We start from the raw sequence: 20,067 nt of genomic DNA, 5'->3' as shown, positions 1-20,067 counted from the left end.
GGTTCCGGCCTGCCAACATGTCCACGCGCCCCTAAGCCGGACGCCGGCGAGTCAGAACTGGACCTGCTTCTCCAGTTTCAGCACCCGCTTGATCTGCCCCCGGGTCCAGGCGCTGCGCGCGGCATACGGCGCGCAGGCGTCCGGATGGGTTTCCTCGCCCACCACGCGGAACAGGCCCTGGAATGTCCAGCTGCCGGCGCCTTCCTTCAGGAACACCGGGATCGCGCCGCCCTGGCGCGCCAGCTGCTCCCCCGCCGCGCGCTCCGGCGGGCAGGAGTTGCACAGAATCACATTGGGCGCGTCGGGATTCAGGTCCGGACGCAGGCAGGCGGCCACCACCTTGCCCTTCTTGCGCGGCAGGTAGGAATGCTTGTTGCCGCCGACCGCCGCGTGGATTTCCTCGCGGCTATAGCTTTTTCCCATTTCGAACATGGATATCTCCAAACGCCCGACGGGCCGCCGCCCGATGCGGCGGCCGGCGTCGGACCGGGCATGCAAGATATCCGAACCCGCTTAAAAAACGGCTAAAACCGGAGGCTTTGCGCGCAAAGCCGGCATCAACGCCTTTTACACGCCCGCGGACAACGCCTCCAGCTGATCCAGGCTCTGCGGCCTGACAACCCGGCCGATCTCCGCGCCATCGCGCAACAGGATGAAGCTCGGCCACAGCTTGACGCCGTACAAGCGTCCCAGCCGCCGGCCCTTGCCGTCCTCCACCGCCAGGTGGCGCAACGGCGGCCGGCTCGCCAGATATTGCGCCAGCAAGGGCTGCGCCCCCTGGCAATGCGGACACCAGTCGACGCCGAACTCCAGCAGCGTCAGCCCCGGCAGCGCCGCCACATCCTCGGGCGCGGGATTGTCGCTCAGGTAATGGCCCATGGCAGCCTCCTCAAAGAAAAACACCCGCTGGCGGCGGGTGTCGGGAACGCGGGGTCAGACGGCCAGCTGGCCGCCCAGCTTCAGTTTGCCGACCAGCCAAGTGTGGTCGTAGCTGACGATTTCGTACGGATTGCCGAACGGGTCGACAAAGGACAGCGCGCAGAAGAAACGGTGGTCGTGCACCGAATCGCGGGCGATGGTCTGGCCTTCGCGGTTGGTGACCCGCTCGACGGCCAGGCGGTCTATCCACTCCAGAAAATCCTGCCCGCCGACCACGAAGGCCACCGCGCCCTGCGCGTCCGACGGCGCGGCCTCGGCGTCTTCGCTGATGGCCAGCCGCACATTGCCGCTGGCGTTGGCCAGCATGGCGTTGTTGTGCGCGCCGTCGGTCTTGTAGCGCGCGTCGGGAGCCAGCCCCAGCACGCGCTGGTACCATTTCAGGGCGGTGGCCACGTCCTTGACGCGGATGTGAATGTGATCGATCTTGCCTAAGCTCAGCATGCCTGCCTCTTGTATGCGATGTGTCTGGCGCCGGCCATGGCCGGCGCATCGTTTGGGTCTGTCAGCCCTTGTCCCGCGCCAGCAGCGGCGCCAGGTAGCGTCCGGTATGGCTGACCGGATTGGCCGCCACTTGTTCCGGGGTGCCGCTGGCGATGATTTGGCCGCCGCCGGCGCCGCCTTCCGGCCCCAGGTCGATCAGCCAGTCGGCGGTCTTGACCACGTCCAGATTGTGCTCGATCACCACCACGGTGTTGCCGCTCTCGCGCAGGCGGTGCAGCACCTGCAGCAGCAGGTCGATGTCGTGGAAGTGCAGGCCGGTGGTCGGCTCGTCCAGAATATACAGCGTTCGGCCGGTGTCGCGCTTGGAGAGTTCCAGGCCCAGCTTGACCCGCTGCGCCTCGCCGCCGGACAGCGTGGTGGCGCTCTGCCCCAGGCGGATGTAGCCGAGACCGACGTCCATCAGCGTTTTCAGCTTCCTGGCCACCGGCGGCACCACGGCGAAGAACTCCAGCGCCTGCTCCACCGTCATCTCCAGCACTTCCTGGATGCTCTTGCCCTTGTACTGCACTTCCAGCGTCTCGCGGTTGTAGCGCTTGCCGTGGCAGACGTCGCACGGCACGTAGATGTCCGGCAGGAAGTGCATTTCCACCTTGATCACGCCGTCGCCCTGGCAGGCCTCGCAGCGGCCGCCCTTGACGTTGAACGAGAAGCGCCCCGGGCCGTAGCCGCGCTCGCGCGCCAGCGGCACGCCGGAGAACAGCTCGCGGATAGGCGTGAACAGGCCGGTGTAGGTGGCCGGGTTGGAGCGCGGCGTGCGGCCGATCGGGCTCTGGTCGACGTTGATCACCTTGTCCAGCTGATCCAGGCCCTTGATCTCGCGGTACGGCGACGGCTCCTCGCTGGCGCCGTTCAGGTCGCGCGCGGCGATCTTGTACAGCGTGTCGTTGATCAGCGTGGACTTGCCGGAGCCGGACACGCCGGTGATGCACACCAGGCCGCCCAGCGGCAGCTTCAGCGTCACATCCTTGAGGTTGTTGCCGGTCGCGCCGATCAACTGCAGCATGCGCTCCTCGGAAAGCTCGCGGCGGCCGCCCGGCAGCGCGATCTTGCGGCGGCCGGACAGAAAGGCGCCGGTGACCGAGTTCTCGCTGGCCGCCACGTCGGCCGGCGTGCCGGCCACCAGCACCTCGCCGCCGTGCTCGCCGGCGCCGGGGCCCATGTCCACCAGGTAGTCGGCCTCGCGGATGGCGTCCTCGTCGTGTTCGACCACGATCACGCTGTTGCCCAGGTCGCGCAGCCGCTTCAGGGTGCCCAGCAGGCGGTCGTTGTCGCGCTGGTGCAGGCCGATGGACGGCTCGTCCAGCACGTACATCACGCCGGTCAGGCCGGAGCCGATCTGGCTGGCCAGCCGGATGCGCTGCGCCTCGCCGCCGGACAGGGTGTCGGCGGAGCGGGACAGGTTCAGGTAATCTAGACCGACATTGTTCAGGAAGGACACCCGCTCGCGGATCTCCTTGACGATCTTCTCCGCCACCGCCTGCTTCTGGCCGCTGAACTCCAGCGTCTCGAAGAATTGGGCAGTCTCTTTCAGCGGCAGTTGGTTGATCTCGTGCAGCGTGCGCGTGCCGATGAACACATGGCGCGCCTCCAGCCGCAGGCGGGAGCCGCTGCAATGCGGGCAGGCCTGGTTGTTCTGATACTTGGCCAGCTCCTCGCGCACCGCCATGGAGTCGGTTTCGCGGTAGCGGCGCTCCAGATTGGGGATGATGCCCTCGAAAGGATGGGCGCGGGTGAACTTGCTGCCCTTCTCCGACATGTAGCTGAACTCGATGCTGTCGCGGCCGGAACCGTGCAGCACCACATGCTTGACCTTCTCCGGCAGATCGTCGAAGGCCAGGTCGGTGACCGAGAAGCCGTAATGCTCGCCCAGCGCCAGCAGCATCTGGTAGTAGAACTGGTTGCGCTTGTCCCAGCCCTTGATCGCGCCGGAGGCGAGGGAAAGCTCCGGATGCGCGACCACGCGCTTGGGATCGAAGAAGGTGATCTCGCCCAGGCCGTCGCACTTGGGGCAGGCCCCCATCGGGTTGTTGAACGAGAACAGCCGCGGCTCCAGCTCCGGCAGGCTGTAGCTGCACACCGGGCAGGCGAACTTGGCGGAGAACCAGTGCTCTTTGCCGCTGTCCATTTCCACGGCGATGGCGCGGCCCTCGGCATGGCGCAGCGCGGTCTCGAAACTTTCGGCCAGCCGCTGCTGCATGTCGGCGCGCACCTTGAGACGGTCTATCACCACCTCGATGGTGTGCTTCTTGTTCTTGTCCAGCTTGGGCACCGCGTCCAGCTCGTACACCTCGCCGTCCACCCGCACGCGGACGAAGCCCTGCGCGCGCAGGTCGTCGAACAGGTCCAGGTTTTCGCCCTTGCGGCCGACGATCACCGGCGCCAGGATCATCACCCGCGTCTCCTCCGGCAGCTCCAGCACGTGGTCCACCATCTGGCTGACGGTCTGGCTGGACAGCGGCACGTTGTGGTCCGGGCAGTGCGGATCGCCGACGCGGGCGAACAAGAGGCGCAGGTAGTCGTGGATTTCGGTGACGGTGCCGACGGTGGAGCGCGGGTTGTGGCTGGTGGCTTTCTGCTCGATGGAGATCGCCGGGCTCAAGCCCTCGATCAGGTCCACGTCCGGCTTCTCCATCAATTGCAGGAACTGGCGCGCGTAGGCCGACAGGCTCTCCACGTAGCGGCGCTGGCCTTCGGCGTACAGCGTGTCGAAGGCGAGCGACGACTTGCCGGAGCCGGACAGGCCGGTAATCACGATCAACTGGTTGCGCGGCAAGTCCAGGTTGACGTTCTTCAAATTGTGGGTGCGGGCGCCACGGATGCGGATGCTGTCCATAAGAAGCTGTTACTCACCGTCGTCAGGGAACCTGTTAATATACCCGACTTGGCCGGCCCGGCTCCACTTGTCCTTGCAATGACGGTGCAAAGGCGTCATCCGTTTGCCCGGCGCGGTCGTTACAATCCAGATACGCAAAACCGAAATCTCACCGCATGAATGCCACTGAATTGCGGGCCAGCCTGGGGCTGGCCGGTATCTACGCCCTGCGCATGCTGGGCATGTTCCTGATCCTGCCCGTCTTCGCCATCTACGCCAAAACCCTGCAGGGCGCCGACAACCACACGCTGATCGGCATCGCGCTGGGCAGCTACGGCCTGACCCAGGCCCTGCTGCAGCTGCCGCTGGGCATGCTGTCCGACCGCATCGGCCGCAAGAAAGTGATCTACGGCGGCCTGCTCCTGTTCGCCATCGGCAGCTTCGTCGCCGCCGGCGCGCACGACATCGCCACCCTCACCGTGGGCCGCGTGATCCAGGGCGCCGGCGCCATCTCCGCCGCCATCACCGCGCTGCTGGCCGACCTTACCCGCGAGGAGAACCGCACCAAGGCGATGGCGATGATAGGCATGTCCATCGGCACCACCTTCGCCGCCAGCCTGGTGCTGGGCCCCATCCTGGCCAAGTTCATCGGCGTCAACGGCATCTTCGCCCTCACCGGCTTCCTGTCGCTGGCCGCGTTGATCGGCGTGTGGCTGCTCATCCCCGACCCGGCCCAGTCCCGCTTCCACTCCGACACCGAGGCCAACGCCAAGCGCCTGCCGGCGGTGATGAAGAACGGCCAGCTGCTGCGGCTCAATTACGGCATCTTCGCGCTGCACGCGGCGCAGATGGCGATGTTCGTCACCGTGCCGTTCGCGCTGATCAAGACCGCGCACCTGGACAAGTCCCAGCACTGGGAGGTCTACCTGCCGGTGACGGTGATAGGTTTCATCCTGATGGTGCCGGCCATCATCTACGGCGAAAAGAAAGCCAGGCTGAAGCCGGTGTTCGTCGGCGCCATCGCGCTGATGACGGCCGCCCAGCTGGGCATGGCGCTGGCGCTGGACAGCTTCTGGCTGATCGTGGTCTGGCTGTCGCTGTACTTCATCGCCTTCAACATCCTGGAAGCCACCCTGCCCTCGCTGATCTCCAAGATCGCCCCCGCCGACGCCAAGGGCACCGCGATCGGCGTGTACAACACCTCGCAATCGTTCGGCCTGTTCCTGGGCGCGGCCGCCGGCGGCTGGCTGTACAGCCATTACGGGCCGGCCGGCGTGTTCGGCTTCACCACGCTGCTGATGCTGTCGTGGCTGGCCTGGTCGCTGGGCATGCAGCCGCCCAAGGCGGTGCGCTCGGTGATGTTCCACATCGGCGAGTCCTGGCGCGGCGACGCCGACGCGCTGTCCCGCGAGCTGGCCGGCGTGGCCGGCGTGCACGAGGCTTCGGTGCTGCTGGCCGACCGTGTCGCCTACCTGAAGGTGTCCCAGCAGCAGTGGGACGAGGCCGAGGTCAAGCGGCTGATCGAAGCCACGTTCTGATCCCGTCGCCGGCATGAATGCGACAAGGGCGGCCACCCCAAGGGGTGCCGCCCTTTTTGATCGCCCCGGATGCCGGCTTACTTGGCCTGCGCCGGCTCCGCCACGTAGATCTCGACGCGGCGGTTCATCGCGCGGCCGGACACGGTGCCGTTGTCGGCCACCGGCTCGCGCGAGCCGCGTCCGTCGATGCCGATGCGGTTGATGTCCACGCCGCGCGACGCCAGGTAGCCCTGCGTCGCCTTGGCGCGGTTGACTGACAGCGGGTTGTTGATCGCGTCGCTGCCGGTGTTGTCGGTGTGGCCGATGATGTTGACCGAAGTCACCGGGTTCTGCTGCAGCGTGGTGGCCAGCTTGTCCAGCACCGGCTTCAGGCTGGGCTTCAGCGCGTAGCTGTTGGTGTCGAACGAGGCGTCGCTGGGAATATTGATCTTCAAGCGGTTGTCGGCGGTCTGGCTGACGCCGATGCCGGTGCCCTTGGTCGCCTGCTCCATCGCCTCCTTCTGCTTCTGCATGTGTTGCGACCACAGATAGCCGCCGCCGGCGCCCAACAGGCCGCCGATCGCCGCGCCGGTGGCCGCGCTGCGTCCGCCGTGGCCGCCCGCGGTCAGCGCGCCGATCGCCGCGCCCACGCCGGCTCCGATCGCCGCGCCGCCGCCCACACCCTTCTGCGTGTCGCTCATGTTGGCGCAGCCGGAGAGGCCGGCCACGCTCACGGCAACCAGCATCGATACCATCGCGTTCTTCATCATGTCAGCATCCTTTCCGAACAAATCCAGAACAGACCGCCGCAGGCCGGGACAGTTCCCCGGCGACGGCCCATCGCAACGTCCCAAGCGGAAACGCTTCAGCTTGCACCGTAACGGCGACAAAGGGAAGCCGATTGGCGTGTATAATACGGCCCAATCGCCAGGCCTGCCCGAAAGCCGCGCCCTGACCGCTGATCTTTGTGCAGGCGCCCAGCCCTGGGATCCGCCCGCGCGGTATCATGGCGGATGGCGTCGATGCCGCATCCGCGCATGCCGCCGCGAATACGGGAGCCGGAGCGCGCCGCCATGCGGGCATGCTCGCGGCGCAGGCCGAGCAGTTTGAACTTATCCGGAGAATTGAATGAACAGCATCACCTTTGACGGCCGCCTGGCCGCCGACGCCGAACTGCGCTACACCCCGAGCGGCGAGCCCGTCCTGTCGTTCCGCGTGGCCAGCGACATCGGCTTCGGCGAACGCAAGTCCACCAACTGGTTCAGCTGCCAGGTATGGGGCAAGCGCGGTGAATCGCTGAAGAACTACCTGGCCAAAGGCCAGCAGGTGACCGTGTACGGCCAGCTGACGCTGCGCGAATGGCAGGACAAGGACGGCAATAAGCGCCTATCCCCGGACGTCCGCGTCAACGAACTGAGCCTGCAAGGCGGCCGCAGCGAAATGGGCGCGTCCTCCGGCGGCGGCATGGGCGGCGGCATGGATGACGGTTACGGCTACAGCGCCCCGGCCCCGCGCCAGGAAGCCCCGGCCGCGCCGCGCCGCCAGGAGCCGAAGCCGGCTCCGCGCATGGACGACATGGACGACGACATTCCGTTCTAACGGCCTGTCGCGCATTGATACAGGGGAGCCTCACGGCTCCCTTTTCCCTGTCCTAGGTCTTACGCGGATACGCTCCTCCCCTCAAGCCGCCTCCTCAGCGGTGCAATGCCGACACCAGCGCGTTCAAGTCCTCCTCCGACAGCGGCACGCCGCCGGCATTCAACACCCCATCGCTCGCCGAACCGTCGGTCACGATGCCGAGCATCCTGGCCTGCCACTCGCCGTTCTCCTGCGCGAGTATCGCTCCGCCGCTGTTTCCGCCCTTGGGGCCGCAATTCGAAGAAACGAACTGGCCATTGACGATGGGTTGCATCACCCACCGCCCCAGGCAACGCAACATGCTCTTGCCGTCGTATCCGAAGTCGGGATAGCCGACCAGGTATCCGTCGAACGTCCCCTCCAGCGGCCGCTCCTTCAGGGCCAGCGCCACCCCGCCGGTTTTCTCCTCGATGTTCCCTTGCACCTTGATCGCCGCAAGATCCAGCCCCGGCAAAGCGCCGTCGTCCAGCGTGGCGAGCCGGGCCCCCGGCCATACCCCCAAGGGCGCGGGGGAAACGGCGTTGCCATCGTACCCTGGCACGAAAACAAAATCCTTGTTCCAATGCCAGGGATGGCCGGAACGGGCGCAGTGTCCAGCCGTCACCAGCACGTCATGCCGCGGGGTTTTCACCACCGTCGCGCTGCAGGAGCCGCGTTCGCCATTCTCATGGCGGAAAAACAGCCGACCCGAAGCTTTGGACTGGACCGACTGCGCATAGGGACGCGCAACGAACGCATAGCCGTTGGCATCGGCCGCAGGCGTCAAGATATTGGGATTGCCGCTTGCCATCGCATGCGCGCGCGCTTCGCGAAACAGCTTGGACATCTCCTGCGCCGGCCAGACGGCCAGCGACTGGCCGGCGTCCAGCGTGCCGGAAACGTGTATCGCGGCGTCGGCGAAACCGGATGCGGCAAAGCAAGCAAGGCCAAACAGGCCGGTCAGAGCATTTGAAATCATCTTCACGCCTCATTATCCAAAATGGTTATGCAATATCGCCCTGGCGATACGCAACCACGCGGCTCGACGCGAATTTTAGGAAACATCCATCGAACCACCTCCATGGGTGATTCCGCATATTGATTGTCGACAATGCCCCATTTCGGGCGAAGAAACGATTGGCCGAGCGTAGAACGGCTAACCAAACCCCTGATGCTGCGTGGCGCCGACTTGCCATACTGCTTGTACTGTCTGCGTCGACGCGTCTTGCCTCAGCCGTAACACTGAGTTTTGTTAGCCACGCTATTAATCCTGCAGGCGATCCAGCGATCCCGGTCTGGACGCGATCATGGCGTTTCGATTTGGGGAAATCGTTGCGAAAACGGGATGCCAGCGGGGAAAATGCACCGGATCATAATTGAACATAATCGATGATATCGAACGCTATCCCCGGGCTTGTCCTGAATATATCCGTCGCCGATTGCGCCCCTGGGTATTTATGCTTCGCCGCCGTCTCGCCATAGTTTTCAAGCTAGTTCTTCCAAAAGAGCCATCGATGGAGCCGTGGTGCACACCTTGCCCCGAAACCCAGTGATCGGCTTGCCGGCCAGCCGGGCCAATTGCTGAGCCAGGCTATCTCCGCCCTGCACCGGACCGGCGGAATGGCAAAGAACAAGCCGAATCCTGTCATATCTCGCCATCACATCCATTCCTATCAAATCCACAAGCATGTCGGCGCCATACTCGCCGCCATTCAAACTCATTACTCCCGCAGCCCCGGGGCCAACGATATTGAGTTGCCTTTGGCAGACTTGCCTCACCCGCTCAACACGCGTCTCCGTTGCGCCCGCGCCTGTCCGCGGCTTGGGAAACCCATTCCTGGTTCATCAGGGCGACGATTGATGGCCGTAGGGGGTATAGGCGTAATGCTTGGCCTGACCGCCTTCCGCCTGAGAAACAATGCTGCCCTTGCCATCCGTTCCCATCAGCGCTGCGACCGAGCCGTCCCCGCCCTCATTCACCTGGGCCGCGCAGCTTCCCGCCGCGTACACCAGGCGCACGCGGTCGTCATCCGCGCCCGGCGCCTGCCCCGACCGGGTCATCCACTCATTGACCAGGCGGTTGGCTCGATAATAGAGGCGATGGTCCATGCCGGATGTTTCCACCCTCTGGCAAACCAGGCGATCATGCGCGTCATAGCCATAACTCGCGCTGCCCCCGCCGCCTTCCACCCGCGCCAGGCGCCCCAGCGCGTCGTAGCTCAGCCTCCGGCCAGCCTCGTCCCGCTCCAGCCGCCCGGCCTGGTCGTACTTCAATTCGATGGCGGGCGGATATCCTTTGTCGAGCGCGCTGTTCGTCACTTTCGTCAACTGGCACGGATCCGCCGGGTTCTCGAACAGGTATTCGCCCACGTTTTCACTTCCGCCGTCCAGAACCGTCGTGCATTTGCGGATATTGTTGAAAGCGTCGAATTCGAACTTCTGCCCGCGGATAGCATTGCCGTAAGCATCCTTTGGCAGCCCGGGCCCCGACGCCGCGTAGTCCTTCAGGCGGTTGCGCGCGTCATAGACAAAGGTTTCGTCGCAAAACGGCTTGCCGCCCTCGGACCGCTTGCGCTGATGCAGTTGGCCATTCGGATACCACTCCTGGCTCAAGGTCTCGGCTTCCGCCGATTCGGCCGCCAGGGTTCGTTTCGTCTCCCGCCCCAGGCTGTCGAACTCCAGCGTCGTCGCCAACGCATGCCCGCGCCCGTCCCTGGCTGTCCAGGAACACAGCCGCTGGAGCCCGTCATACGCCAGCGTCACCGTGACGGCCGCGTCGGCGATTTCAATCAATTTGCCGACATGCGCCGCCGCGGTCTCATAAGATCGCGCATGCGCCGCGCCGTCGATGTCCGCCCCTCCTTCCAGATTGCCGGTCAGCGAGTACCGGTAATGCGCCTTTTTCTTTCCCCCCGAACGGATATCGTGCGTTTCCTCGCGGAGCCGTCCGGAAGGCCACCTGTCCCATGCCGACTGGGCGCCGCCAACCTCCTCCGCCTCATGCAGCAACCCCATGGGCAGCAAATAGGAATAGGTTTGCTGGATGGGCGACACGCCAAGCTGATGGTCGGGAGCCTTGGCGGCGACCGACTTCAAGGCTTCGCCCAGCCTGTCATCGACGGCGTAGACCTGAACGCGGCCGTCGGGCCCCGTGACCGTGCGCGGACTCGACGCGGCATCGCTCGCGTACTCGAATCGAGTCGGCCTTCCTCCGCTTTCCGTGCGTTTCAACCGTCCCAATCCATCGAACTTCTGCGTTCCCGCCACGGTCTCCACCCCCTTGTCGGCCACGCTGATCTGGGTCGGCAAGGCCGCCTGGCTGAAAGGCGCGTATTGCTTCCGGACCGCGGAGCCATCAGGCAGAACGATTTCCACCGTTCTTCCCCAAGCGTCATAGCGGTAGCCGGTGGCATGGCTCATTTCATCCGTGGCGCGCCGCAAGCGATGCGCGCCGTCCCAGCCCCATGAAGCGACGCTGTATGGTTTGTCCTCGGCATCCCAGGACCGGCTTTCCAGGTGATAGGCCAGGACGATCCGGCGCTCCAGATCATGGCTGCCCTTGCTGTAGAAATTCATGTATTTCGCGCTGCAGCGGTCCGTTCCGGCTTGCCAGGTGGCCACCGTCTGCGCGATGGGATCGATCTCCTGGCGGGACGCCAACCCGGTTTCCAGCTCCCGCTCCACGCTCAACTGCCCCCAGCTGTCCCATTCCCGCTCGGTGGTCTTGCTGAGCGTCACCGGCTTGCCTTCGCGGTCATGGACGACGTCGGTGACGGTGGTGCGTGCCTGCCGGCCGGCCTCGTCGTACAGATGGGTGCGCACCGTTTTCCATCCCAGGCCGCCATCCCTGTCGCACGCCTCCTCCCGGATCATCCTGCCCAGCCCGTCATGACTGGTCCGAGTCTGGTTGCCCAGGGCATCCGTATGGATGGCCATCGCGGGCGTGCCGTTCTTCGTCGAAGGCCACAGATAGTCCCATCTGGCGATGGCGCGGTAAGCTTTCAGGTCCGGATGGGCTGTCTGCGTCTTCAGCCGTCCAAGCGGGTCGTAGCCATACGCGACCGTATTGCCCAGGACATCGGTTTCGGACAGCAAACGCCCCGTCAACACGGACAGGACCCGCGTCGATGAAACCTTCTGCAGCTTGCCGTCTTTCTTTTCCAGCGGATCTTCTTTGACCGTCACGCTGACGGTCTGCTTGAGCGCGACTTCCCGGTTGCCGCTCCGCACCGGCTCGAAAACAAAGTCCTGGACCATTTCATAAGGCGTCCGGTCCTCCCCGTAAACCACGGCGATCCGCTTCTTGATTCGCCCATGGTCTTTCTGCGCGGGGGCATCCAGGTAGTCATAGCTTTCCTTCGCCAGCTGCCGGGGCTGATAAGCCTCCCACGAAGGCTTTCCCCCGAGCATCGCCGCGCGGGCCTTCGGCCCCGGCATGCCCGCGTAATGGCTGACCGTCTGCTGCAAAATCGCTTCCGCGTGCGCGCTGCCCGGACGGGTCCGGATCGATCGGAAAACATATTCGGTGCGCATGGCCATTTCATCGCCGTACTCGGCGCTGACGGATGGAAAAACCGTCTTGCTCTTGAGGTAGCGGCCGAATCCTTCCGCGTCCGCCGGACAATGCCCTGGCTCGCCGGCCGGCGGATAATACTCGAGCACGGTTATCGAACCGTCAGACATGGTCTGCTTGATCAGCTGGCCCGCATCGTCATACTCGAACGAGATCGACTCCCTCCGGGAACGTCCCGCCGCCTCCCAGCTCATCGTCTGCCGGACCGGCAGCTGGAATGTCGCCGGCTGCGCCTCATACGACTGCCCCACCTTCGCCGGATAAGCGGTCTCCTGCCGAAAAACGCAAGCGCCCTCGCGCACTTCCTCGGAAACCAGCAGATGAAAGTTATTATATTTTCTGACAGTCGTCCGGATCGGTTTGGCCGGATTCAATGATTTGTCCAGCAGTTTCTCGGTTGATTGGTAAGTGTATGGAACCTGGATATCGAAAAGCTCATCCGCGCCGCCTTGCGACCCCTTGAAACTGGCCCCATAGCCAAGATAGTTTGCCGGCGAGTATTCATAATGCGTGTTGATCGCCGGCTGCCCGGCTTCCGGCACGAGGGAATGCAAAACCACGGCGGGGAGTCCGAAATCGCTCCGCTCCCCCTGCAGCTTCATGCAAAGCGGCTCGTACCTTACCCGTTGCGCCAATCCTGTGGGCGCGGTCAGCTCGTTCAGCAACAATCCGCCCACCGCATCGGCGACTTTCGAATCCGTCTCATAGCCCAAAGTCCATTCGACATCTCCGTTGCCGCTCAGGCTCTTGTTGACGATCCGGTGCAAATATCCATTCTGGAAATACAGCTCCAGCGCGACTTTTTCATCGTCCGAATCCGGCCACTGCGTGATGGCCACGCGCTCGCCATCCGCATTCGGATAATCTATCCGGAAAAGCGTCCGCTTTTCTTCATCCCGCACTTCCTTCAATCGCAAACGCCCCGCGCCGGGAGAATCCCAGCTCAGATAAAGCGCATGTCCCAACGGCGATTGAATTTTTTCCGGCACATAGATATCCGGCCCCCAAGGCGCGGAAAGATGATGGATTTCGCCATTTTTCAACACGATGCGATACCGGCGGACACCATCGGCAACGGTTCGATGCACCCGGACGACATCCAGCTTCAGCTGGCGGATAAAGACAGGCGCGCTGTCCTCATCCAGCAGCCGATACCGTTCTCCGCTTGCCAAAATCAGCAGGCGCCGCAGCCTGTCGTACTTGATGAATCCTCCCATGGAAAAACCCTTGCCCAAGCCATCGCTGGACTCCCCGGCCGCCAGGGGAAAATACGCGATGCGCAGAGGAAGGGCCGGCGTCAGCCCCTGATTGGCGGAAAGAATGCCCAAATCGAAATTGAAAGAAAAAAGACCTGTTCGCGGATCGACGCCGCCGTTTACCGCGCTCGAAAAATTAAATGCCTGAGAGTAAATTCCCGTATTATCCGCCATATCCAACACTCGCCTTTTCGATTTCGAATCCATCCTGAAACGATACGCAAACAGGCCTTGCGCCGCGCCGCTCAATCAGCCAAGCACCCCCTCCCCAATGACGGACGGAACGCGCAATATGCCGTGATTGCCATAAACATCCGTCACCTCCACCTTGACTTCGACTTGACGATTCCCCCAGCCTTCCTGCTCGGTGTTATCCATGTCGAAATCCAGATTCCAGACGTAGACTGCAAATCCATCCGGCAGATTCGCATCCGTGGAGACATTTTGATCATCAAGCTGAATGCGGTATCTATGATTGAACGCTTGCAACGGAACAATCTGCTTGCCAACAGATGAAAATCCAACATGACGCCCATTAGGAGAAACAAAGATGGCATATACATCAGACCTTCCGCCATCCTTGAAATAAAACGCGACAGCCTTTGTCGCTAGTTTTATATCGCCAGCAATGTAGTCGGTCTTGGTTTCAACCGAAACCAGATCAAAACCGTTCGAAATATCGTATACTGTCTCCAAAGCAAAGCGCGAGCTTTTCTGGTATGGAATGCTCTTAACAACAAACTTGGCATACCGAGACTTCGCCTCATAGGATTTATCATGGATTTCGCAAGTAGGGCAGGTCTTCTGCTTTGACTTGATTTCCACCGTACTCTTCTCATTCCATCGAATTTCGGACGGACTGGTCGGAAATTGCCAATTGGAAAGCGCGCCGTAGTCTATCGGAGAAACGATATCGATGGTCAGGATGCTTTTCAGCGCGGTGTTCACCCTGCCGGAGCTATCAAAAATCGTGCCGTTATTGACGACATCAGGCTGCCATACCGCATAGACATCCCGACTACCCAGCGCTCCGTCGCCATTTTTCGCCTGGAAATAAATATTGATCCAGAAAATGCCGGATTCCGGATCATTACCCCACTCTAAATCATCCGAATAATAACTTCCCAATCTGCGGTCATTGCCAGAGGCAAGCGAAGCGGCAGCGGCTTCCTCATGCGAGGGGGCGCGATCTTCTTGCTGTGTTTCCGCTTCATAAAATACGCTGGCAGGCAGGTCACGATAATACTTCGTCTTGCTCCTATGCTGGATCAATGGGCCTTTATTGTCTATCATCGGCTCATTTGGAAAACCAAAGAACGGCACTCTCAATCCATTGCTCGCATAAGCAAACGTCAGCCCCCCTATCGTTTCCGGACGGAAATTCGTGATGGTCTTGCCAGTGCCATCAATGGCGCGCCCCCTGACTGTAATGCAAATCTGATGCGCATCATTGGCAAAAATCGCCTTCCGGCTTGCGCTCGCATCATCTTTGAATTTAATTTCCAGCATATTCACGATTATAGCCATATTGATCTCCACAAGATTCGGAATCAAAAGCTCGCACAGCCACTGCTCAACATGCGTGGCTATTTAAAAATTTTTCTTTGGTCCATTTAAGCCATTTGGCTGCAATTGGGACTTTTCCGACCCGCAAGCCGCGGCGAAAAATCCCGTCTCAACTGGATCGTTGAGGCCATCTAAAACGGAATGCACCGGGAAAGCTGATTCGACGATAAATAACTTGCGCAGGCATGGAAAAAAAAATCGGGAGCTGCGCCTGCATTCACCAGCGCGGCTTACAAGACCGGCATGGCCGGTTCATCGCGAGAGCGATGGAAGGACCGCGGCGAATGCCTTCGCGGAACGGGGGATCGAAACGGAAAAGGCCGGACGGCGTGAAGGCGAATCGCCGGGCGCGCCTGCCGCAAGCCCATCCATAGCTTGCGGCAGGCTCGGATCAGACGCCTCAGCGATCCGCAGGATCGGCGGCGGCAAAGAAAAAAGGCCGCGCAAGGCGGCCGCAAAGGGGTAGATGGTTGAATGTCATGAACAAGATCATTTCACTCATAACAATTTAGCACGTCAGCATCTTTTAGCAAGCTTGCTTGACTTAATTTTTATTAAGCCAAGCTTGATTGTTTACAAAGCCATTACATTAACCCGAGCAACTTTACTAAATTTAATGCCCACAGCTTGGCAATCAATGCCCAAATTTCAAGGAAAACAAAATATCGCTGACCAAGGCAGAGCCAAGGAAGGTGCCGCTGAACACCAGGATGGCGATCACCAGCAGGCGGAGGCCATCGCGCTTGAAAATGGCCGCCTCGCGCCGCGTGACGGCCAGGCCGGCATAGGCCAGCACCAGCGTCGCGCAAGCTAGCACATCGACCTGGCTGAAGCACTGGTTGCGCCACTCGCCGCCGGGCAAGCCCGGCAGGCTTGCCAGCACGCCCAGGATGGACAGCCAGATCAGCGTCGGAATCTTCAGCGGCAGCCAGCGGCTGAGCAGGCGGCTGGCGAAGCAGATGCCCAGCACCATCGCCACGCCCGGCAGCACCGCGGCCAGTTCCTTTTTGGGACCGATCAGGTGGCTGAGCACGATGATGGCGCCGGCCATCAGCAGGTTGGCGGCGAAAGCGCCCAGCCCCAGCTCGGGCTCTTCCGATTTCAGCAGCTCGGCGTCGGCCGCATCCATTCGGATGGCGGCTTGCGGCCGCGGGGCGCGCAGGCGGCTCAGCAACGCGTACAAGCGGTTGGCGAAAGGCAGCGCCACGTAGATGCCAAACAGCACCCCGGTGGTGGTGGTCAGCAGGTTGCTGGCCGCCGCCAGCGCCATCAGCGTGTCCTTCTGCTCCGGCAGGGCGGTGATCAGGGTGCCGGCGCAGGCCGCCATCATGCTGCCGCTGCCGACGCCGCAGGCGATGGCCAGCGCCTTGTCGCTGAACAGGTTCCAGGCGTGCACCACCGGCACGATCAGCGAGAAGAAAATGGTGCCGAACATAGTGCCGATCGCGTAGACGCTGAGCGCGCCCATGCCTTCCGGGCTGCGCAGTCCATAACGTTCGGAGATCACCGCGATATTGGGTTCGCGGTCGATGGAAAACGTCGCGCCCACCGCCTCGCGCCCCATGCGGAACAACAGCACCGCCACCGGCATCGCCACCAGCGCGGTGGCGACATTGCCCAACTCGTGGAAGATCAGCACCGGCCCGGCGGCGACGATGGCCTGGAACTGCGGCCCCAGCAACGTGGCCAGCTTGGCCACCAGCGGCAGCACCGCGATGATGATCACCTGGCTCAGCGTGGCGCTGACGTCGCGGCTGACCCAGCGCCCGGCCAGCGGATTGACGCCGGGATTGCACATCATGCCCAGCACGAAGGCGTACAACAGCGGCAGCAGGATGACGCTGCCCTTGCCTACCGAAAACTTCTGCACGTAGATCAGTTCGGCGACGATCACGATGCCTATCGCCATCAGGTGGGCCAGGCGGTTGAATCCCGCGCCCGCCGCCGCCCCGCCCTGCAATTGCCCAACACCCGCATGCGCCATGCTCTTCTTCCCGTTATCGTTCCGTCGGTTTGGCCGCCGGGGCCAAAGCGGTTTCCACCAGTTTGATCCAGTACGCGGCGCCTATCGCCAGCGCCTGATCGTTGAAATCGTAATGCGGGCTGTGCAGGCCGGCGCCAGGCGCGGGTCCGTCCACGCCCAGCCAGGCATAGCAGCCGGGACGCTCGCGCAGCATGAAGGCGAAATCCTCGGACGCCATCGACGGACGCATCTTGGTGCGCACATTGGCCTCGCCCAGCAATTGCGCGGCGACATCGGCCGCCAGCCAAGTCTCCTCTTCGGCGTTGATGGTGGCCGGGTAGCGGTACCAGTAATCCATGTCCGCCTCCACGCCCATCGCCAGCGCGATGTGATCGACCAATTCGCGCATCCGGCTCTCTATCACAGCCTGTACCGCCGGATCGACGTAACGCACGGTGCCGCGCAGCAGCGCCTGCTCGGGAATGATGTTCCAGGTGGAACCCGCCTCGACCTGAGTGACGGACAGCACCGCGCAGTCCAGCGGGTCGATATTGCGGCTGACGATGCTCTGCAGCGCCGTCACCAGCTGCGCCTGGGCGGCGATCACGTCGCGGGTGCGCTCCGGCATCGCGGCGTGCCCGCCCTGGCCGCGCAGACGGATCTCGAACAGGTCGAAAGCCATCATCATCGGCCCCGGATTCATGGCCATCTGCCCCAGCGGCAGGCCGGGCCAGTTGTGCATGCCGTAGACGCCGTCCACCGGAAAACGCTCGAACAGCCCGTCTTCCAGCATCTCCTGTCCGCCGCCCTCGTTCTCCTCGGCCGGCTGAAAGATGAACTGGACGGTGCCGTCGAAAGCGCGGCTCTCGGCCAGGTGCCTGGCGGCGCCCAGCAGCATCGCGCAATGGCCGTCGTGGCCGCAGGCGTGCATGCGGCCGGCGTGCTGCGAACGGTAAGGCAGCTCGCCTTGCTCGTGCAGATGCAGCGCGTCCATGTCGGCGCGCAGGCCGATGGAACGACTGCCGCCGCCGGCGCGCAGCGTGCCCACCACGCCGGTGCGGCCTATGCCGGTCGCCACCTCCAGGCCGAAGCTGCGCAACAGCCCGGCGATCTTGCCGGCGGTGCGATGCTCGTCGAACGCGGTTTCCGGATGGCGGTGCAAGTCCTGCCGCCACGCCGCCATCTCCTGGACGGCGGCGTCGGACAGCATCGCGAAACCGCTCAGCCGGCCTTGCCTGTCTGCCTGCATACCCTTCTCCCGATCCGCGGCCGGTCAAACCATATGGCTTGAACCACTATGCCGCGAAAGTACCTTGTCATTATGAGCGGCGATTATAAGCAAATGACAAACAGCTCTCCAACATCATAAAATGCTTTCTTTGTTGCCTTTAAGGCAACGCAACTAGCCAGGACCGGACATGGAGTTCAACGATCAGCGGGTGCGCTACTTCTTTGAAGCCGCGCGCCTGGGCGGCGTGCGCGCGGCGGCGGACAGGATGGATATCGCGGCGTCGGCGGTCAGCCGGCAGATCCGCCAGCTGGAAATGGAGCTGGGCGCCACGCTGTTCGAGCGCCACCGCCGCGGCTTCCAGCCCACCGAGGCCGGCCGGCTGCTGCTGGACTACCACCGCAAGCAGTTGAGCGAACAGGAAGCGGTGTTGACGGCGCTGCGCGAGCTGAAGGGCATACACCGCGGCCACGTGTCCGTGGTGACCGGCGGCGGCGTGATCAGCGACCTGATCGACGCCATCCACCCGTTCTCCCAGCGCTATCCGCAGATCACGGTGGGCATCGACATCCGCGGCACCAACGACATCGTGCGCGCGGTGCTGGAAGATCGGGCCCACATCGGCGTCGTGTTCTATACGGCGCCCAACCCCTTGCTGCGGGTGCATCGCAGCTCGATCCAGCCGTTATATGCGGTCGCCGCGCCCGATCACCCGCTGGCGCGCGCGGAACGCCCCATCCGCCTGGAAGAGCTGGCCAGGCACAAGCTGGCGTTGCCGGATGTGAGCTTCGGCGTGCGGCAAATCCTGCGCGACGCGGAAAAGGCCGAACAATGCCAGCTGGAACCCGCCATCGTCACCAATTCCTTCCGGGTGATGGTGGAGTACGCGTTGACCGGCCAGGCGGCGACGGTGCAGCCGCGCTTCTCCGTCCGGCGGGAGCTGGAAAGCGGGCAGTTGCAAGCCATCCCGATTCAACAACGCAATCTGCAGCAGGCCGAGGTGCACCTGATCACCCATCACGGCCGCAGGCTAAGTCCCGCCGCCGCCAGGCTGCTGGAAACGCTGGCCGCTTCCATGCCCGCTTTCCGCGACTCGGCCGTCACGCCATAGCGCCCAAGCCTGCGCGCGCCAACTCGGCGAAGGCGCGCGCGGCCGCGCTGCGATAGCCGTCGCGTTTCGTCAGCAACGCGGCCTGGCGGCCCGGCAGCGTCGGCGACAACGCCAGAACCGCCAGTCCGGGCTGGCTGGCGGCGACGGCCGCCGGCAGGATGCCGGCCAGTTCGCCATGGCGGATGATCTCCACCGCCGCGCCCATGCTGTTCACCTCGACAGCCACCGTCGGCCGGATGCCGTGCCGCAGGCAATAGTCGTCCACATGGCGGCGGGTGATGAAGTCCGCGCTCAGCAGCACCAGCGGCATCGCCTCCAGATCCGCCAGCGACAAGACCGCTTCGCGCGCCGCCAGCGGATGGCTGTCGCCGGCGATCAAGGCCAGGCGCTCATCCAGCAAGGGCGTCGCCTCCACATCCAGCGTCCGCGCCGGCGCGAAACCGATGCCGATGTCCAGAATGTCTTCCGCCAGCCCCGCCTCCATCGCCTCCTGGGACATCTCCCTCACCGTCAGCGCGATGCCGGGATGCCGCCGATGGAAGCGCGCCAGCAGCGGCCCCGCCAGCCAGGCGGTGAAGGTCGGGGTCATCGCCAGCCGCAGCTGCCCGCGCTGCAGCGTGGCCACATCGTGCAGCGCGCGCCGCCCGGCATCCAGATCCCGCAATGCGCGGCGGGCATGGACTTGGTAAGCCTCGCCGGCATCGGTCAGCCGCAGCCGGCGGCTGCCCCTGTCGAACAGTTCCGCGCCCAGCGCCTCTTCCAGCTGCCGTATCTGCTGGGACAGCGTCGGTTGGGAAACATGCAGCGCCTCAGCCGCGCGGGTGAAATGGCGATGTTCGGCCACCGCCAGGAAATAACGGATGTGTCGTAGCAGCATGGGCTCAAAGTATTGGATATGCCTATTAAAACGATAATTTATCAGTCTTGGACCCAATGAAAAACACGGCGCATCATCCGCTCATCGCTTCACCACACGGAGAACCG

Annotated in this window: 15 protein-coding genes; 3 read left to right on the top strand and 12 right to left on the bottom strand. The window is 63.3% G+C overall.

Annotation, left to right across the window (positions count from 1 at the left end; genetic code table 11):
• Positions 1 to 51 precede the first annotated feature (51 nt).
• The 4 genes from CV_RS09250 to uvrA form a co-directional block, all read right to left on the bottom strand.
• Positions 52 to 432: a hypothetical protein gene (locus tag CV_RS09250; RefSeq protein WP_011135448.1), complete on the bottom strand. Its 381-nt coding sequence runs from the start codon at positions 430 to 432 to the stop codon at positions 52 to 54.
• 135 nt (positions 433 to 567) lie between these two features.
• Entirely contained in the window at positions 568 to 879 is a 312-nt protein-coding gene (locus tag CV_RS09245) for a thioredoxin family protein (RefSeq protein WP_011135447.1), read from the bottom strand.
• A 54-nt stretch (positions 880 to 933) separates the two neighbouring features.
• Entirely contained in the window at positions 934 to 1,380 is a 447-nt protein-coding gene (locus CV_RS09240) for a VOC family protein (RefSeq protein ID WP_011135446.1), read from the bottom strand.
• A 61-nt stretch (positions 1,381 to 1,441) separates the two neighbouring features.
• On the bottom strand, positions 1,442 to 4,273 hold the full coding sequence (uvrA, locus tag CV_RS09235) for an excinuclease ABC subunit UvrA (protein ID WP_011135445.1): 2,832 nt from the start codon (positions 4,271 to 4,273) through the stop codon (positions 1,442 to 1,444).
• Between the two features lie 155 nt (positions 4,274 to 4,428).
• Here uvrA and CV_RS09230 point away from each other — a divergent pair, with 155 nt between their 5' ends.
• Positions 4,429 to 5,790 (top strand): MFS transporter, encoded by a 1,362-nt coding sequence (locus CV_RS09230; protein WP_011135444.1) that lies wholly within the window; start codon positions 4,429 to 4,431, stop codon positions 5,788 to 5,790.
• Between the two features lie 77 nt (positions 5,791 to 5,867).
• Here the strand turns inward: CV_RS09230 and CV_RS09225 are convergent, their stop codons facing one another.
• Positions 5,868 to 6,539 carry an OmpA family protein gene (locus tag CV_RS09225; protein ID WP_011135443.1) on the bottom strand — a complete coding sequence of 224 codons (672 nt, stop codon included), beginning with the start codon at positions 6,537 to 6,539 and terminating at the stop codon, positions 5,868 to 5,870.
• Positions 6,540 to 6,897: 358 nt separating this feature from the next.
• On the opposite strand from CV_RS09225, the gene CV_RS09220 reads away from it, so the two are divergent.
• Positions 6,898 to 7,368, top strand: coding sequence for a single-stranded DNA-binding protein (locus CV_RS09220; RefSeq protein ID WP_011135441.1), 471 nt, complete (start codon positions 6,898 to 6,900; stop codon positions 7,366 to 7,368).
• A 94-nt stretch (positions 7,369 to 7,462) separates the two neighbouring features.
• Here the strand turns inward: CV_RS09220 and CV_RS09215 are convergent, their stop codons facing one another.
• From CV_RS09215 to CV_RS09190, 6 genes are all read right to left on the bottom strand, one after another.
• Complete coding sequence (locus CV_RS09215) at positions 7,463 to 8,365, bottom strand: trypsin-like serine peptidase (RefSeq protein WP_227590087.1); 903 nt, start codon at positions 8,363 to 8,365, stop codon at positions 7,463 to 7,465.
• A gap of 506 nt (positions 8,366 to 8,871) precedes the next feature.
• Positions 8,872 to 9,108 (bottom strand): hypothetical protein, encoded by a 237-nt coding sequence (locus tag CV_RS09210; protein ID WP_043595939.1) that lies wholly within the window; start codon positions 9,106 to 9,108, stop codon positions 8,872 to 8,874.
• Positions 9,109 to 9,231: 123 nt separating this feature from the next.
• Positions 9,232 to 13,389: an RHS repeat domain-containing protein gene (locus CV_RS09205; RefSeq protein ID WP_011135439.1), complete on the bottom strand. Its 4,158-nt coding sequence runs from the start codon at positions 13,387 to 13,389 to the stop codon at positions 9,232 to 9,234.
• A gap of 75 nt (positions 13,390 to 13,464) precedes the next feature.
• Positions 13,465 to 14,742, bottom strand: a complete 1,278-nt coding sequence (locus CV_RS09200; RefSeq protein WP_011135438.1) for a hypothetical protein — start codon at positions 14,740 to 14,742, stop codon at positions 13,465 to 13,467.
• A 673-nt stretch (positions 14,743 to 15,415) separates the two neighbouring features.
• A complete protein-coding gene (locus CV_RS22835) occupies positions 15,416 to 16,765 on the bottom strand; it encodes a DUF3100 domain-containing protein (protein ID WP_011135437.1) in 1,350 nt (449 codons plus the stop codon).
• A gap of 13 nt (positions 16,766 to 16,778) precedes the next feature.
• Entirely contained in the window at positions 16,779 to 17,993 is a 1,215-nt protein-coding gene (locus CV_RS09190) for a M20 aminoacylase family protein (protein ID WP_011135436.1), read from the bottom strand.
• Positions 17,994 to 18,162: 169 nt separating this feature from the next.
• Here CV_RS09190 and CV_RS09185 point away from each other — a divergent pair, with 169 nt between their 5' ends.
• Complete coding sequence (locus CV_RS09185) at positions 18,163 to 19,083, top strand: LysR family transcriptional regulator (protein WP_011135435.1); 921 nt, start codon at positions 18,163 to 18,165, stop codon at positions 19,081 to 19,083.
• Here the strand turns inward: CV_RS09185 and cynR are convergent.
• On the bottom strand, positions 19,073 to 19,960 hold the full coding sequence (gene cynR / locus CV_RS09180) for a transcriptional regulator CynR (RefSeq protein WP_011135434.1): 888 nt from the start codon (positions 19,958 to 19,960) through the stop codon (positions 19,073 to 19,075). The genes CV_RS09185 and cynR overlap by 11 nt on opposite strands.
• Positions 19,961 to 20,067 lie beyond the last annotated feature (107 nt).

The organism is Chromobacterium violaceum ATCC 12472, assembly GCF_000007705.1.
Classification (GTDB): Bacteria; Pseudomonadota; Gammaproteobacteria; order Burkholderiales; family Chromobacteriaceae; genus Chromobacterium; species Chromobacterium violaceum.
This window is presented reverse-complemented; position numbering and strand designations above follow the sequence as displayed.

Bases quoted from the DNA above. Each gene is read 5' to 3' on its own strand.
- CV_RS09250 (WP_011135448.1), bottom strand. From the start codon at position 432: ATGTTCGAAATGGGAAAAAGCTATAGCCGCGAGGAAATCCACGCGGCG.
- CV_RS09245 (WP_011135447.1), bottom strand. From the start codon at position 879: ATGGGCCATTACCTGAGCGACAATCCCGCGCCCGAGGATGTGGCGGCG.
- CV_RS09240 (WP_011135446.1), bottom strand. From the start codon at position 1,380: ATGCTGAGCTTAGGCAAGATCGATCACATTCACATCCGCGTCAAGGAC.
- uvrA (WP_011135445.1), bottom strand. From the start codon at position 4,273: ATGGACAGCATCCGCATCCGTGGCGCCCGCACCCACAATTTGAAGAAC.
- CV_RS09230 (WP_011135444.1), top strand. From the start codon at position 4,429: ATGAATGCCACTGAATTGCGGGCCAGCCTGGGGCTGGCCGGTATCTAC.
- CV_RS09225 (WP_011135443.1), bottom strand. From the start codon at position 6,539: ATGATGAAGAACGCGATGGTATCGATGCTGGTTGCCGTGAGCGTGGCC.
- CV_RS09220 (WP_011135441.1), top strand. From the start codon at position 6,898: ATGAACAGCATCACCTTTGACGGCCGCCTGGCCGCCGACGCCGAACTG.
- CV_RS09215 (WP_227590087.1), bottom strand. From the start codon at position 8,365: ATGATTTCAAATGCTCTGACCGGCCTGTTTGGCCTTGCTTGCTTTGCC.
- CV_RS09210 (WP_043595939.1), bottom strand. From the start codon at position 9,108: ATGAGTTTGAATGGCGGCGAGTATGGCGCCGACATGCTTGTGGATTTG.
- CV_RS09205 (WP_011135439.1), bottom strand. From the start codon at position 13,389: ATGGCGGATAATACGGGAATTTACTCTCAGGCATTTAATTTTTCGAGC.
- CV_RS09200 (WP_011135438.1), bottom strand. From the start codon at position 14,742: ATGGCTATAATCGTGAATATGCTGGAAATTAAATTCAAAGATGATGCG.
- CV_RS22835 (WP_011135437.1), bottom strand. From the start codon at position 16,765: ATGGCGCATGCGGGTGTTGGGCAATTGCAGGGCGGGGCGGCGGCGGGC.
- CV_RS09190 (WP_011135436.1), bottom strand. From the start codon at position 17,993: ATGCAGGCAGACAGGCAAGGCCGGCTGAGCGGTTTCGCGATGCTGTCC.
- CV_RS09185 (WP_011135435.1), top strand. From the start codon at position 18,163: ATGGAGTTCAACGATCAGCGGGTGCGCTACTTCTTTGAAGCCGCGCGC.
- cynR (WP_011135434.1), bottom strand. From the start codon at position 19,960: ATGCTGCTACGACACATCCGTTATTTCCTGGCGGTGGCCGAACATCGC.